The sequence below is a fragment of the Rhodococcus sp. NPDC057529 genome, assembly GCF_042802055.1.
Classification (GTDB): domain Bacteria; phylum Actinomycetota; class Actinomycetes; order Mycobacteriales; family Mycobacteriaceae; genus Rhodococcus_F.
Genome location: NZ_JBHVEY010000007.1, coordinates 26,474 through 41,749 on the forward strand (window position 1 = coordinate 26,474; position 15,276 = coordinate 41,749).

15 protein-coding genes are annotated in these 15,276 nt (G+C 68.2%); 8 read left to right on the top strand and 7 right to left on the bottom strand.

The features are described 5' to 3' along the window. From ACFU5V_RS15055 to ACFU5V_RS15065, 3 genes are all read left to right on the top strand, one after another. Positions 1–1,002, top strand: a complete 1,002-nt coding sequence (locus ACFU5V_RS15055) for a YihY/virulence factor BrkB family protein (protein WP_378700229.1) — start codon at positions 1–3, stop codon at positions 1,000–1,002. Continuing rightward, a complete protein-coding gene (locus ACFU5V_RS15060) occupies positions 999–1,361 on the top strand; it encodes a PH domain-containing protein (RefSeq protein WP_072949217.1) in 363 nt (120 codons plus the stop codon). Before ACFU5V_RS15055 ends, ACFU5V_RS15060 begins: the two co-directional genes overlap by 4 nt. A gap of 211 nt (positions 1,362–1,572) precedes the next feature. Next, entirely contained in the window at positions 1,573–2,820 is a 1,248-nt protein-coding gene (locus tag ACFU5V_RS15065) for an MFS transporter (protein ID WP_378700231.1), read from the top strand. Positions 2,821–2,824: 4 nt separating this feature from the next. Here the strand turns inward: ACFU5V_RS15065 and ACFU5V_RS15070 are convergent, their stop codons facing one another. Beyond that, complete coding sequence (locus ACFU5V_RS15070) at positions 2,825–4,369, bottom strand: acyl-CoA synthetase (protein WP_378700233.1); 1,545 nt, start codon at positions 4,367–4,369, stop codon at positions 2,825–2,827. A gap of 48 nt (positions 4,370–4,417) precedes the next feature. Continuing rightward, positions 4,418–5,731: an MFS transporter gene (locus ACFU5V_RS15075; RefSeq protein ID WP_378700235.1), complete on the bottom strand. Its 1,314-nt coding sequence runs from the start codon at positions 5,729–5,731 to the stop codon at positions 4,418–4,420. 216 nt (positions 5,732–5,947) lie between these two features. Here ACFU5V_RS15075 and ACFU5V_RS15080 point away from each other — a divergent pair, with 216 nt between their 5' ends. The 5 genes from ACFU5V_RS15080 (at position 5,948) to ACFU5V_RS15100 (ending at position 12,071) form a co-directional block, all read left to right on the top strand. Then, positions 5,948–7,033 (top strand): phosphotransferase family protein, encoded by a 1,086-nt coding sequence (locus ACFU5V_RS15080; RefSeq protein WP_378700236.1) that lies wholly within the window; start codon positions 5,948–5,950, stop codon positions 7,031–7,033. Between the two features lie 35 nt (positions 7,034–7,068). Next, positions 7,069–8,298 (top strand): acyl-CoA dehydrogenase family protein, encoded by a 1,230-nt coding sequence (locus tag ACFU5V_RS15085; RefSeq protein WP_378430514.1) that lies wholly within the window; start codon positions 7,069–7,071, stop codon positions 8,296–8,298. Then, a complete protein-coding gene (locus ACFU5V_RS15090; RefSeq protein ID WP_378700238.1) occupies positions 8,295–9,869 on the top strand; it encodes an acyl-CoA synthetase in 1,575 nt (524 codons plus the stop codon). Before ACFU5V_RS15085 ends, ACFU5V_RS15090 begins: the two co-directional genes overlap by 4 nt. A gap of 13 nt (positions 9,870–9,882) precedes the next feature. Continuing rightward, complete coding sequence (locus ACFU5V_RS15095; protein ID WP_378700240.1) at positions 9,883–11,232, top strand: MFS transporter; 1,350 nt, start codon at positions 9,883–9,885, stop codon at positions 11,230–11,232. A gap of 65 nt (positions 11,233–11,297) precedes the next feature. Then, entirely contained in the window at positions 11,298–12,071 is a 774-nt protein-coding gene (locus ACFU5V_RS15100) for a LuxR C-terminal-related transcriptional regulator (RefSeq protein ID WP_378700242.1), read from the top strand. On the opposite strand, the gene ACFU5V_RS15105 is transcribed toward ACFU5V_RS15100, so the two are convergent. From ACFU5V_RS15105 to ACFU5V_RS15125, 5 genes are all read right to left on the bottom strand, one after another. After that, positions 12,061–12,405 (bottom strand): hypothetical protein, encoded by a 345-nt coding sequence (locus tag ACFU5V_RS15105; RefSeq protein ID WP_378700244.1) that lies wholly within the window; start codon positions 12,403–12,405, stop codon positions 12,061–12,063. The two genes, ACFU5V_RS15100 and ACFU5V_RS15105, sit on opposite strands and share 11 nt — an antisense overlap. 16 nt (positions 12,406–12,421) lie before the next feature. After that, positions 12,422–13,054 carry a GTP cyclohydrolase II gene (locus ACFU5V_RS15110; RefSeq protein WP_378700246.1) on the bottom strand — a complete coding sequence of 211 codons (633 nt, stop codon included), beginning with the start codon at positions 13,052–13,054 and terminating at the stop codon, positions 12,422–12,424. Further along, positions 13,051–13,581, bottom strand: coding sequence for a flavin reductase family protein (locus ACFU5V_RS15115; RefSeq protein WP_378700248.1), 531 nt, complete (start codon positions 13,579–13,581; stop codon positions 13,051–13,053). Before ACFU5V_RS15115 ends, ACFU5V_RS15110 begins: the two co-directional genes overlap by 4 nt. 64 nt (positions 13,582–13,645) lie before the next feature. Beyond that, positions 13,646–14,071, bottom strand: coding sequence for an SRPBCC family protein (locus ACFU5V_RS15120; protein ID WP_378700251.1), 426 nt, complete (start codon positions 14,069–14,071; stop codon positions 13,646–13,648). A gap of 4 nt (positions 14,072–14,075) precedes the next feature. Next, positions 14,076–15,245: an LLM class flavin-dependent oxidoreductase gene (locus tag ACFU5V_RS15125; protein WP_378700253.1), complete on the bottom strand. Its 1,170-nt coding sequence runs from the start codon at positions 15,243–15,245 to the stop codon at positions 14,076–14,078. Positions 15,246–15,276: the final 31 nt, after the last annotated feature.

Below are 15,276 nucleotides of genomic sequence, written 5' to 3' on the forward strand. Positions count from 1 at the left end.
ATGAAATTCGCCCGAAGACTCGACGCCCTCCAGCAGCGGTATCCGGCGATGGGCTTCCCGATCGCCGTCACCTACAAGTTCCTCGACGACCAGGGCGTGTACCTCGCGGCGTTGATCGCCTACTACGGGTTCATCTCGCTGTTTCCCCTCCTGCTGCTGCTGTCCACGGTGCTCGGGTTCGTGCTGTCCGGGCATCCCGAACTGCAGCAGGACATCATCGACTCGGCCCTCAGCCAGTTCCCCGTCATCGGAGCCGACCTGGCCGACCCGCACCGGATCGGCGGCGGCGTGACCGGCCTGGTGATCGGCCTGGTCGGAGCCCTCTACGGCGGCCTCGGCGTGGCGCTGGCCTGCCAGAACGCCATGAACACGGCGTGGTCGGTGCCCCGCAACATGCGTCCCGACCCGATCCGCGGACGGCTGCGCGGTCTGCTGCTGCTCGGCACCATCGGGCTCGCGATCCTGGGGACGGCCGCGGTCGCCGGGATCGGTGCCGCGACGCACCTGTCCGGTTCGTTCGCCGTGCTGCTGACGCTCGCCGCGATCGCGATCAACTCGGTGATCTTCGTCCTCGCGTTCCGGCTCGCCACCGCCCGCCCGCTGTCCGTCGCCGACGTGGCCCCCGGCGCCGTCGCGGCGGCCGTGCTGTGGCAGGTGCTGCAGTCGTTCGGTGCGTACTACGTGAGCAAGGTGGTGAGCACCGCGTCCGTGACGAACGGGGTGTTCGCCGTCGTGCTGGGACTGCTGGCGTTCCTCTTCCTCGCCGCCGCGGCCGTCGTGGTGTGCGTGGAGATCAACGTCGTCCGCGTCGACAGGCTGCATCCGCGGGCGCTGCTCGTGCCGTTCACCGACAAGGCGGAACTCGTGGACGGCGACAAGCGGACGTTCACCGACCAGGCGAAGGCGCAACGCGCGGTCCCCCGTCAGGGAATCCACGTCACCTTCGACGAACTTTCTGAGACCATGGACGAGTCTGCACCGACGTCGAAGGAGGAGCCGTGACCGATCCGATCTTCGACAAGTCGGAACAGCTGAAGCAGGTCCAGCAGGGGATTCTGCCCGGCGAGACGATCATCGCCGTGTACGACTGCATCGGCGCGGGCACCGGCTTCCTCGCGATCACGAACCTGCGCGTCGTGATCCAGGACAAGAGCTTCGTCGGCAAGCGCACCGCGATCACGTCCATCCCGTACAAGAACATCCGGTCCGTGTCGTTCCTCAGCAACAAGTCGTGGGCCGGCCAGTTCTTCTCCTCGAGCAGCATCGCCGTCGACGTCGCCGACACCACGTACGAGGCCGATTTCCGCGGCATGGACAAGGCCCATCACGTGCACACGGTGATCCTGCAGCACATCACGTGACGTAGGTCGCTCCGGTCCGGTGCGCCGGGCCCACGTCTCATCTGCGGGCCCGGTGAGTGGAATCACGCCCGCGCCGATTGTTAATTCGCTTGCGGCCTCGCCCATACTGGTACGAGCCGGTTTGCCACGATCTCGGCCCGGTCCATCCTCAGGCGAGTCCATTGGACGTGCTCGCCGATCCTACGATCAGCCCGACGGGAGTCTTGCTGCCATGACGCCGCCTGCAGTTCACCTCACCGAACCTGCGGTCACCGCTCGTCCGTCTCTGCGTCCGCGGATTCCGTCACCGAGTCGTCGGGGCGCGATGCTCGCGCTCGCCCTCGGCGGGTTCGGTATCGGCACAACGGAATTCGCGTCCATGGGTCTGCTCCCGGCGATGGCTTCCGCGACCGGGGTGTCGGAGCCGGTGGCTGGGCACTTCGTGTCCGCGTACGCGCTCGGTGTCGTCGTCGGGGCGCCCGTCATCGCGGCACTGGCCGCCCGCGTGGAGCGGCGCACGCTGCTCATCGCGCTGATGGGCACGTTCGTGATCGGCAATCTCGCGACCACGCTCGCCCCCGGATACGAAACACTCATCGCCGCCCGATTCCTCGCCGGGCTGCCGCACGGCGCGTACTTCGGCGTCGCGGCGCTCGTCGCCGCGCACCTCGCGGAACCGGGCAAACGAGCCAAGGCGGTCGCGACCGTGATGATGGGGCTGTCCGTCGCCAACGTGATCGGGGTGCCCGCGACGGCGTTCTTCGGCCAGCTCCTCGGCTGGCGGTCGGCGTTCGCGTTCGTGGTGCTCATCGGAATCGTGACGCTGGTGGCACTGGCGCGTCTCGTCCCGCCGCTGGCCGGGGTGCACGTGAGCAACCCGGTGGCCGAACTCGGGGCGCTGCGCCGGGGACAGGTGTGGATGACGCTGATCTTCGCGACGGTCGGGTTCGGTGGCTCCTTCGCGGTGTACACGTACATCAGTTCGACGCTCACCGACGTGTCCGGGTTGACGCACTCGATGGTGCCGGTGGCGTTGATGCTGTTCGGATCGGGGATGATCCTCGGCAACGTCGTGGGTGGGCGCGTCGCCGACAACGCGGTGGTGCCGGGTCTGTTCGGATGCATGATCGCGCTGATCTGCGTCCTCGCCCTGTTCGTCGTCGCCGCACACAACCCGGTGACGGCGCTGATCGTGCTGTTCTTCATCGGCATGGCGGTGACGTCGATCTTCCCGGCCGTCCAATCGCGGCTGATGGACGCGGCCGGTGACGCGAAGACGCTCGCGTCGACGCTGATCCACGGCGCGTTCAACCTCGCCAATGCGGGTGGTGCGTGGATCGGTGGCGTCGTGATCGCCGCCGGATACGGCTACACCGCCCCGGCCGCCGTCGGCGCCCTGCTCGGTGTCGCGGGACTGATCGTCCTCACGATCGCCGTCCTCCTCGACCGCCGGCGCCGGAGCGAACCGGTCGCCGGCTGACGGTTCAGGCGGGGACCCCGGCGGCGTAGCGATCTCGTAGCGTGCCCTTGACGAGCTTCCCCGTGGGGGTGCGGGGGAGGTCGTCGCTGAAGACGAGGTTCCGCGGGACCTTGAACCGGGCGAGCCGTCCCCGCACGTGGTCGAGGAGTTCCCCGGCCAGCGCGTCGTCCCCGGTCACCCCCGGAACGGTCTGGACGACGGCCAGCACCGATTCGCCCATCTCTTCGTCCGGGATCCCGATCACCGCGACGTCGAGGACGGCCGCGTGCTCGGTGAGGGTGTTCTCGATCTCCTGCGGATAGATGTTGACGCCGCCGGAGATGATCATGAACGACTTCCGGTCGGTGAGGAACAGATACCCGTCCTCGTCGAGGTAGCCGACGTCGCCGGTGGTGGTCCACGTCGGGTGCTGCGGGTGCTGGGCGTCGCGCGTCTTCTCGGGGGCGTTGTGATATTCGAACGGCACGGTGTCCCGCTCGAAGTAGAGGGTGCCCACCTCACACGGTGCGAGGTCGGCGCCGTCGTCTCCGCAGATGTGGGCGACGCCGAGCGCGGCGCGGCCGACGGTTCCGGGCCTGCGGAGCCATTCCTCCGAGTTCACCAGGGTCATGCCGTTGAGTTCGGTGGACGAGTAATACTCCGACAGGATCGGACCCCACCAGTCGATCATCTGCCGTTTCACGTCCACCGGGCACGGGGCGGCGGCGTGCACGGCGACGCGCAGGCTGGAGACGTCGTACTTCTCCCGGGTCTCCGCGGGCAGCTTCAGCATGCGGACGAACATCGTGGGCACCCACTGGCTGTAGGTGACGCGGTACTGCTCGATGTACGCGAGCGCCTTCTCGGCGTCGAAGCGGTCCATCACGACGACGGTGCCGCCGAGGGCCTGCACCGACGCGCAGGTGCGCAGCGGTGCGGCGTGGTACAGCGGGGCGGGTGACAGGTACACCGTGTCCGGCGTGACTCCCCACACCGTCGCGTTCATCCCGGTCATGGTGTCGCCCGGGTCCTGGATCTGCCGTGCCGGCAACTCCGGTTTGATGCCCTTCGGGCGGCCGGTGGTGCCGGAGGAGTACAGCATGTCCGCACCGCGCGGCTGGTCGGGCAGCGGAACGTCGGACTCCGCGGCCGCGGCCGCGTCGAGCGAGTCGTAGCCGGGAATCGTTCCCCCGAACGCCAGTCGGTGCTCGACACCGGGGGTGAGGCCGGGAAGCTCGCAGGCGACCGCGTCGAGCGCGGCGTCCACGATCAGCGCTCTGGCGCCGCAATCGTCGACGACGTACGCGATCTCGGGCGGCGTGAGATGCCAGTTCACCATGGTGAGGTAGAGCCCGGAACGCATGGCGGCCCAATAGATGTCGAAGATGGCGGCGGTGTTCGTGGCCAGTACCGCGACGTGATCCCCGCGGCGCAGGCCGAGGGCGTGCAGGTGGCGGGCGATGCGGACTGAGCGGGACTCGAGTTCGGCGAAGGTGACCGTCTGCCCGGTGCCGGCCATGATCACGGCCGGCTTGTCGGGTGTGGTGGCAGCATGAGCGCCGGGATACATGGTTACTCCAATTCGTGGTGGATCTCGGGTGGTGAATCCGCCTCGGCGTCAGCCGAGTTGCTCCTGCGCGACCTTGGACCGGCGTGCCACGCCGGCCATCGAGATCAGCCCGATGACCGCCGCCACGATCACGAAGACGGCGGGGGAGAGGATGTTTCCGGTCTGCTCCACGAGCCAGACGGCGACGAACGGGGCGGTGCCACCGGCGATGACGACACCGAGGTTCCAGCCCATCGCGACACCGGTGAAGCGGACGTCCTTGTCGAACAGCAGCGGCATGAGCGTGTACGAGCCGACCTGGGCTCCGATGGTGTTGACCATGATCAGCAGATAGGCGATCGCGGCGATCCACAGGCTGTGGTGCATGACGGCCATGGCGGGGTAGGTGACGATCGCGAATCCGGCGAAGCTGATCACGGTGAACCGCAACCGTCCGATGCGGTCGGCGAGGATGCCGCCGAGCGGCATCGCGAGTGCGACGACTCCGATGACGGCGGTCGCGATCCAGTAGACCGGGGTGCGTTCGTAGCCGAGGCTCTTCATCAGATGGATGCTCATGTAGGTGAGGCCGATGTACGCGGTTCCGTTGCACGCCAGACTGATTCCGACCGACTGCAGGAGGGCGAGCGGCTGACGCCGGAAGACGGCGACGACGGGCGCCTGGGCCGGGCCGGAATCGGCGTCCTCGCCGTGGGTTTCCTCGACCCGGGTACGGGCCCACAGGCAGAGCAGCGTCAGCGGCAGCGCGAGCAGGAACGGCACCCGCCATCCCCAGCTCTCGAGTTGCACGTCGGTGGTGAACGCCGACACCGTGCCCGCGACCGCGGCGGCCATCGCGAACCCCATCGTGGAGCCGAGCGGGGTGAACGCGCCGTAGGTGGCCTTGAGGTGACGGGGCGCCGATTCGGAGATGAACGTGGCCGAGCCGCCGACCTCGCCGCCGGCCGAGAACCCCTGGACCATCCGGACGAGAACGAGCAGCACCGTGGCCCAGATCCCGGCCTGCGCGTGGGTGGGCAGGAATCCCATCGCCATGCTGCCGAGGCCCATACAGACGAGCGTCGCGAGGAGGGCCTTCTTCCGCCCGAACCGGTCGCCGATGTGCCCGAACACGATGCCGCCGAGCGGACGCATGAGGTAGGCGGTGCCGAACACGGCGAGCGCGGACAGCAGCGCGGTGGCCGGGTCGCTGCTGGGGAAGAACAGTGGGGCCATCACGATCGCGAGGTAGCCGTACAGGCTGAAGTCGTAGTACTCGATGAGGGTGCCCACTCCGCCCGCGATCGCGGCGCGGCGCGCTCGGACGCGGTCTTCGGCCCGCCATTCGGTGGTGGCGGCAGTCCCGGTCAACTGGTCCGTCATGGGTGTCCTGACCTTTCGAGGCGGATGAGACGTGCATCACTTCCGGTGGATCATGCCAACTGAACGATCGCTTGGCAAGTGTGTCGATCTCCGGTCTCGGCGCCCGTTCGCTGCTGAATATGAAGATATTGACTTCCGACGCTCGTTCGGCTGATGATGGGAGCTGGCCGAACGAGCGTTTGGCTGACAATCGAAGGACTCGAAAGGACGCAGCGGATGACGACGTCCCACGCCGAAGCGGACACCCACGAGGACCGGGAGGATTCGGCAGGCGTCGACCTCACCGCCCTCGCCCACTACCTCGACGGCGCGCTCGACGGCGGCGTGAGCGGCGACCTCGCCGTGTCGCTCATCAGCGGCGGCCGCTCCAACCCCACCTACCGGGTCGCCGACGCCGACCGGACGTGGGTGCTGCGGCGTCCCCCTTACGGGCACGTCCTGCCGAGCGCCCACGACATGAAACGCGAGTTCACCGTGATCCGGGGGCTGGCCGGAACCGCCGTCCCGGTGCCCGAAGCGGTGCTGCTGTGCGAGGACGCGGACGTGCTCGGCGCGTCGTTCTACCTCATGGAACTGGTGGACGGCATGCCCGTCGGGACGGTCGAGCAGGCGTCCGCACTCACTCCCGGCGAGCGCCGCCGGCTCGGGCTGGACCTGGCCGATACCCTCGCCGCGCTCCACGACGTCGACCCGGACGCGGTCGGGCTCGGCTCGTTCGGACGCCCCGACGGCTACCTGGAACGTCAACTCGACCGGTGGTCCCGGCAATGGGAGGCCTCGCGCGCCGCCGATCGCCCCGAGGTGGCCGTGCTGCTCGACAAACTGCGCCGCGCGCTTCCCGCCTCGCACTTCCCGGGCATCGTCCACGGCGACGTCAAACTCGACAACGTGCTCGCGTCCCGCGGTGATGCCGGCAAGATCGTCGCCGTCCTGGACTGGGAAATGGCCACCCTCGGCGACACCCTCGCCGACGTCGGGATCATGCTGAGCTTCTGGGACCAGCCCGGAGCGGTCGACAACCCGGTGACCAAGGGTCTCGCCCGACTCGACGGATTCCCCACCCGCGCCGAACTTCTCGACCGCTACGCCACACAGCGCGGCATCGAGATTCCCGGCATCGACTGGTACACGGTGTTCGCCGACTTCAAGATCGCCGTCATCCTCGAGGGCATCCACGCCCGGCACGCACAGGGCGACACCGTCGGTGGGGGTTTCGACGACGTCGGCGACATGGTCGGTCCTCTGTTGCAGCGTGCGCTCGACCTCGCCGCGGCGTCGCCCGTGTCCGAGCTTCGCCGCTGACCGCGGCACCACCGAAACAGATTGGAGCCACGGAAGTGGAATTCGAGTACAGCCCGAAAGTCGTGGAACTGCAAGCGAAGCTGACGAAGTTCCTGCAGGAGCGGGTGCTGCCCGCCGAGGCGATCGCCGAGGAACAGCTCGCGTCCAAACCGGACCACTGGGGTGCGCCGCCGATCGTGGCCGACCTGAAGGCCGCCGCCAAACGCGAGGGCCTGTGGAACCTCTTCCTCCCCGCCCGCGAGGGCGCGGGCCTGACCAACCTCGAGTACGCGCCGCTCGCCGAACTCACCGGCTGGAGCCCGCTGATCGCCCCCGAGGCGGTCAACTGCAACCCGCCGGACACCGGCAACATGGAACTGCTGCACCTCTACGGCACCGACGAGCAGAAGCAGCAGTGGCTCGCCCCGTTGCTCGACGGCGAATTCCGCTCGTGCTTCTCGATGACCGAACCGGACGTCGCGAGTTCGGACGCCAACAACGTCCGCCTCGAGATCGCCGACGACGGCGACAACTGGGTGCTGACCGGACGTAAGTGGTGGTCCACCGCGGCGCTGCGCGACGACTGCCGGGTGGCCATGGTCATGGGCGTCACCGACCCCGACGCCCCGATCGGCAACCGGCACAGCATCGTTCTCGTCCCGATGGACACGCCCGGCCTGACCATCGCGCGGTCCACCACCGTGCTCGGTTTCACCGACCGCCACGAAGGCGGCCACGGCGAGGTCGTATTCGACAAGGTCCGCGTCCCCAAGGCGAACCTCCTCGGTCCGCGCGGCAAGGGCTTCGCCGTCGCGCAGGCCCGGCTCGGTCCGGGGCGCATCCACCACTGCATGCGACTGATCGGGATGGCCGAGCGGGCCATCGCGCTGATGACCGAACGCGCCCGCACCCGCGTCGCGTTCGGCAAGCCCCTCGCGGACGAGGGCGTCGTGCAGGCGACCGTCGCGGACGCCCGCATCCACCTCGACGCCGCCCGGCTGCTGGTGCTGCGGGCCGCCTGGCGGATGGACGTCGAGGGCACCAAGGCGGCCCGTCATGACATCGCCGCCGCCAAGGTGATGGTCCCGCTGACCGTCAAGCGGATCGTCGACGACGCGATGCAGATCTTCGGCGGTGCCGGCCTGTCGCAGGACACGATCCTGCCGGTCCTGTACGCGCAGGCCCGGTTCCTGCAGATCGCCGACGGTCCCGACCAGGTGCACCGCCGCTCTCTCGCCCGCGCCGAATTCGCCGCCACCCCGGTATTGAAAGAAGTCCGCGGGTGACCGAGGACAGGACGCGCGCCCGGCAGCAGAGCATCGGCGACATCCCACGTCGTTCCGCGGCGCGTTTCCCGGACAAGCTCGCTGTGGTGCACCGCGACGTCCGGCTCACGTTCGCCGAATTCGACGCCGTGATCGACCGGGTCGCGGCGGCGCTGCACGCAGAGGGGCTGACGCAGGGTGACCGGCTGGCGTTGCTGTCGCACAACTGCTGGCAGTATCCGGTGCTGAACTTCGCGACCGCCCGGCTCGGGGTGGTGCTCGTCCCGATCAACTTCATGCTCACCGGCGGGGAGATCGGGTACATCCTCGACGACTGCGCCGCCGACGCGTTCGTCGTCGAGGACACGCTGGTGCCCGTCGCCGAGACGGCCCTCGCGGAGTCGACGGGAAGCGTCCGGGTGCGGGCGGCGATCCCACTGGCCGGGGCGGGGGTTCCGGACGGGTGGGTCTCGGTGGCCGGTTGGACGGACGGCGAATTCGCCTCGCCGCCCGAGGTGTTCGTGGCGGACGACGACGTGATCCGCATCATGTACACGTCGGGTACCGAATCGCGGCCGAAAGGCGCGATGCTCACCAGCCGGTCGCTGATGTGGCAGTACATCAGTTGCATCGTCACCGGCGGCATGAGCAGCGACGACGTGGAAGTGCACGCCCTGCCGCTGTACCACTGCGCCCAGCTCGACAACTTCCTCAGCACCGACATCTATCTCGGCGCGACGAGCATCATCGTCGACGGACCCGACCTCCGGGTGCTGCTGCGCACCATCGAGACCGAGCGGGTGACCAACCTGTTCTGCCCGCCGACGGTGTGGATCTCGCTGCTGCAGTCGCCGGAGTTCGAGCACACCGACCTGCGGTCGCTGCGCAAGGGCTACTACGGGGCGTCGCCGCTGCCGGTGGAGATCCTGCGGGAGATGAACCGCCGCCTTCCGGGCATCCGGTTGTGGAACTTTTACGGGCAGACCGAGATGGCGTCGCTCGCCACGGCCCTCGGACCGGAAGATCAAGAGACGCGCGGCGGTTCGGCGGGCAAACCCGCCCTCAACGTGGAGACGCGGATCGTCGACGACCGCAACCTGCCGCTGCCCGCGGGGGAGGTCGGCGAGATCGTGCACCGCAGCCCCCACGCCACCGTCGGCTATCTCGGGCAACCCGAGAAGACCGCGGAAGCGTTCGCGGGCGGCTGGTTCCACTCCGGTGACCTCGGCTACCTCGACGAGGACGGGTACCTGTGGGTGGTCGACCGCAAGAAGGACATGATCAAGACCGGCGGCGAGAACGTCGCCACCCGCGAGGTCGAGGAAACACTGTACGAACTCGACGGCGTCGGTGAGGCCGCAGTCTTCGCGGTGCCGCACCCCCGGTGGATCGAAGCGGTCGCCGCCGTCGTGGTTCCGTCCGCCGGCGTCGAACTCGACGAGAAAGACGTCGTCGAGCACTGCCGCACCCGGCTCGCCGGCTACAAGGTGCCCAAATACGTGATCGTCGCCGACTCCCTACCGAAGAACCCGAGCGGCAAGATCCTCAAGCGCGTCCTCCGAGACACGTTCGGTTCCATTGCCCAAGACTGAGCAGGAGACCCCCATGCCCACCGCCTCGCATGCGGTCCCGCCGAAGCCGCGCGCGGCCCGCGCGTCCTTCGCCGCCGCCATCTCGACGTCGCTCGAGTGGTACGACTTCTTCATCTACGCCACCGCGGCCGCCCTCGTCTTCAACACCACTTTCTTCGCGACCGACAGCCAGGTCGTCGCCGCACTCAATTCATTCGCCACCGTGGCGGTCGGGTTCATCGCCCGGCCCGTCGGCGGTGTGCTCGCCGGCCACTTCGGCGACAAGGTGGGTCGCAAACCCGTTCTCGTCGCCGCCATCGTGATGATGGCCGTCGCGACCTCGCTGATCGGTCTCGTGCCCAACACCCAGCTCGTCTGGCTCGCGCCCACGATTCTCGTGACCCTGCGGATCTGCCAGGGCCTCGCGGTGGGGGCGCAGTGGGGCGGCGCCGTCCTCCTCGCCACCGAGAACGCGCCCGCGGGACGTCGCGGGTTCTACGGCAGCTTCGCGCAACTCGGCGTGCCCATCGGCGTCGTCCTCGGAAACGTCGTCTTCCTTGTCATCACAGCGGCATTCGACTCCGAGTCGTTCCTCGCCTGGGCGTGGCGCATCCCGTTCTGGATCAGCCTCGTGATGCTCCCGGTCGCGTTCCTCATCCACCGCTACCTGGAGGAGACACCCGAGTTCCAGGAGCTGTCGAAAAAGCTGGCCGAGGCGCCGGCGGCACGGAAGTCGCCGATCCTGCAGGTGCTGCGCAGGAACCCCGGCACCGTCCTCACCGCCGCCGGAGCGAACGCCATCGGCGTCATCTTCTTCTACACGATGATCACCGGGTCCGTGCAGTTCGCCACCACGTATCTGGGGATCGAACGTTCCACCGTCCTCGGGTTCATCCTGGCCGCCTGCGTCCTGATGATTCCGCTGGTCCCGTTCGCCGGATACCTCTCCGACCTCTACGGCCGCAAGCTGATCTTCGGCATCGGCACCGCCGGGATGCTGCTGTGGGGAATTCCGATGTGGCTGATGATCGGGCACTCGAGCCAGGGCGAACTGTGGCCGTTCGCGCTGGCCGTCTTCGGCGCCGTGATCGTGATGTCGTTCCAGACCGGAACGCAGGGGACGCTGTTCGCGGAACTGTTCCCGCCCGAGATCCGATTCTCCGGAGCCTCCCTCGGCTATCAGATCTCCGCCATCATCGGTGGCTTCTCGCCGATGGTCATGGTGCTGCTCATCAACGGCGACGCCTCCAACGCGTGGCGGGTCGGGGCCTTCCTCGCCGGCGCCGGAACCGTCGGGCTGCTGTGCCTCGTCGCGATCGTGCGGAAGTACTCGTCGCCGGACGTCCAGCAGTCGGCTGCCAGCCGGTCCACTGTGGCGGCCTGAGGTGACGTGAGTGGCAAAGTGTGGTCGGGCACGCTTTGCCACTCACCTGGGGATCGGAGGCGAACATGGGTACCGGATCCTGGAAAGACGTGCTGTCCCGCTCGCAGATGCACGGCATCCTCGAGGTCCTCGAATCGTGCTGCGACGTCGACGACCCCGCCGACTACAAGCGGACCGTCGTGGAATCCATCGCGACGGTGTTCCGGGTCCGCGATGTCACGTTCTTCTTCGGACCGACATACGCCGACATCTTCGCCGACCCCGCACCGCTGCTGACGGGCGCCGCCTCCCCGCTGCTGCACGAGTATCACGCCCGCTGGCGGGACAAGGACATCTTCGCGCTCCCCGAGGCGCGCCGCTCGCTGACCGATACCGGGTTCATCTCCCTGGACCACCTGCATGCGCTGCCCGCGCCGCAACGCTCCTACGTCGAGGACTACCTGCACCCACACGGAATGGGAACGGCGTCGGCGCTGCACCTCCGGTTCGCGGACGGTGAAGCGCTGGTCGGCATGTTCGACCGTGAACGAAGTTGGGATGCGAGCGAGTCACTGGCAGTGCAGTGTCTCGCCCGGCAACTCCGCGCCCAGGGCCGGTCGATGCAGTTGTCGGGGGACGAGGGCCCCGTCGATCCGCTGGGTAGTCTGACCCCGCGCCAGATGCAGGTGGCCGAATTGGTGAGCGACGGCCTCAGCAACAACGAGATCGCCGAAGTGCTCTCGCTGTCCGAGTTCACCGTCAAGAAGTATGTGAGCCGAATCTTCGAGGCCACGGGTCTGAAGAACCGGGCGTCGCTGACCGCGTGCGTGCTCCGGCGAGGCCGGCGACCTACGGTGTGAGCGGCGAATAGGCGATGACGGTCAGCCCGTGGGGTGATCGAAGCACCACCCGGCATTCGTGATCGCCGACGGTCGGTTCACCCACATCCCATCCCGCGTCGCGCGCGAGCGTCGCGGCCGCGGCGACGTCGTGCGTCTTCCCCAGCAGGCACCAGGGCGGTACGTCCGTCTCGTCGGACAGGCACAGGGTCGTGAACTTCGCCCACGCACTCCCGTCGCTGAACGCGGCGGGGCCGAGGACCTCGGTGAGGTCGTCGAATGTGTCCGCCCAGTGCGCGGTCGAGTGCATCACCGACATCTTCTCGAATACGTGACTCAGCGGGGTGCGTTCCATGGTTTCTCCTGACGTGTCAGTGGCGGCTGACGAGAGGTGCGTGGGTGAGGTTGTGGCCGAGCCGATCCCGCTTCGTTGCCAGGTACCGGGCGTTGTGATCGTTCGCCGCGATCTCGAGCGGCGTGGTGCCCGCGACGGTGACGCCGGCCGCGGCAAGCCCGGCGGCCTTGGCCGGGTTGTTGCTGAGCAGATCGATCCGGTCGATGCGCAGGTCGCGGAGGATGGCCGCGGCGTCGGCGTAGTCGCGGGCGTCGACGGGCAACCCGAGTCGCAGGTTGGCGTCGACGGTGTCGAGGCCCAACCGGTCCTGGAGTTGGTAGGCGGCGATCTTCGCGGCCAGCCCGATGCCGCGGCCCTCGTGCCCCCGCAGGTACAGCAGCACCCCGGCGCCGGCGTCGGCGATGCGCTCCAGCGCGGCGGACAGTTGCGGACCGCAGTCGCAGCGCCGCGACCCCAGGACGTCGCCGGTGAGGCACTCGCTGTGGACGCGGGTCAGGGCGGTGCCGACGGTCGGGTCGCCGAACACCATGGCCAGGTGCTCGATCCCGGTGGCCGAGCGGTAGGCGATCGCGGTGAACGCGCCGTGATCGGTGGGGACGACGGCGTCGGCGCAGCGGACGACGCACGTGGTCGGGTCCACCGCAGTCATGCCGGGCTCGCGGGGGTGAGCTGGTGGAAGGTGGAGGTGTAGAACAGCAGCGGGTCGGGGGTGTCGGTGGCGCCGAGTTCGACGACGCGGCCGACGACGAGGTCGTGGTCGCCGACGGCTTGGACGAGGTCGATGTGGCAGTCGATCCAGGCGTGCGCACCGGCGAGGCGGGGTGATCCCGTGGTGGCGGGGGTCCAGTCGATTCCGCGGAATTTGTCGGCGCCGCTGCGGGCGAAGGCGCGGCCGAGTTCGTGCTGGTCGGCGGCGAGGATGTTGGCGCAGAACCGGCCGGAGGCGGCCACCTTGGGGAAGGTGGTGGAGCCCCGGCCGACGAAGAAGGCGACGAGGGCGGGGTCGAGGGAGACGGAGCTGAAGGAGCCGACGGTCAGTCCGACGGGGTTGCCGGTGTCGTCGAGTGCGGTGACGGCGACGACGCCGGTGCAGAATTTTCCGAGGACGGTGCGGTAGGCGTCCGCGATGTCTTCGGGGGTGGTGGCGGTGATGTGCGGGGAGGTGTGGGTTCGCATCGGTACCTTCTTCGGTGCTGAATGTTCGGAGTCCGCCGGACGGAAGGCGGACTCCGAACGAGGTCTATCCGCGGACGGACGGATTCGAGACGAGGATCGACAACTCCTCGAGCGCAGCGCGGTAGATCGACTCGATCGCCGTCGCCAGCTCCGACTCGACCTCCGCCGAGTCGGCGGCGAACGTCGCGGCCCACTCCACGGTGCAGGACTCCGCGGACGTGCCGAGCACGGAGATGGTGGACCGGTAGTGCGTCAACGGCAATGGGCCGTCGATGTACTCGTAGGTGTACCGGCGTTCGCCGTCACTGTGCTCGGCGATCCGCTCACGGGCGGGCTGACCGTCGGCGAAGACGATGTGGCGGATCCCCTGCTCCATCCGGGCGGCCGCCACCGACGGAATCCATTCGGCGACCGATCCCGGATCGCCGACGCGGGCCCAGATCGTGTCGGCGCCGACGGGGAACTGCTTCTGAATGCTGATCTCGGCCATCGCCCTACACCCGTCCCAGCTCGGCTTCGTACTTCTTCGTCATGTGCGCGACGGCCTTCCTGTGCTCGTCCGCCTGCCCCTCCCGCACGCGGCGGGCCCGCTCGTCCGCGTCGAGCAGTGGCTGCGCCTGACCCTGGAAGAACGGCATGACGTCCTGGGCGAACAGCTCGTACGATCGCGCGGTGGCCTGCGGGTTGGCCCAATCATGGCCCTGCAGAAGCAGAGTGCCGAACCCGCCCGACTGATCGACGAGACGCTGGACCTGTGCGCGGGCCTCCTCGGCCGTGCCGATGACGCCGATGCCCGAATTGTTGATGAAGTCGATCATCTCGCGCTTGTTCTCACCCTCGACCGCCATCTGCGGGAACGCGGCAACGTGCTGCAGGTACTTGAACCAGTGTTCGATGCCGTGCTCGACGTCGCGGTAGGCCTGCTCCCGCGTCTCCGCGATGTGGAAGGGACCCACCAGCCGCCACTTGGAGCGATCGACGTCCTCGCTCCGGCCCGCGAGCGTCGCGAATTCCTCGAGCATTCCCCAATGATGTTGCAGAGCACTGAATCCGTCCGCGGTCAGCGTCGCGGCGATCGACAGCAGCCCGATACCGTGATGGCCGGCCAGCCGCGCTCCCGTCGGGGAGGCGATCGCGGCGACGACGACGTCGAACAGGGGAGAGGAGTACGGCGCCATCTGAATGCACGCGTCGACGAGCGTGTGGGTCCGCGTCTTCGCACTCACCGTCTCACCCCGCAGCAGACGCATGATGATGTCGGTGTTCTCCGCGAGCAGTTCGCGCGTGTCGATCTGCGACAGACCGAGCATCGCCGCGTCGGTCGGCAAGGATCCGGGGCCGAGGCCGAACATGACGCGGCCGTGGGTCAGGTGGTCGAGCATCACCATCCGCTCCGCCGCCCACAGCGGATTGTGGTACGACACCGACGTCACCCCCGTCCCCAACTTGATGCGACTGGTCCGTTCGCCGGCGGCGGCGATCATGATCTCCGGGGACGCGTAGATCTCCGAACCCGCGGAGTGATGCTCCCCGAACCAGGCCTCGTCGTAGCCCAGTTTCTCGAGCAACTGAACCAACTCGAGGTCGCGCTGCAACAACAGCGTCGGGTTCTGTCCCGGGGTGTGGATCGGCGCGAGAAATGTTCCGAACTTCAGCCTGCTCATGATCACTCCTGTGTGACGGGGGCAACAGTGA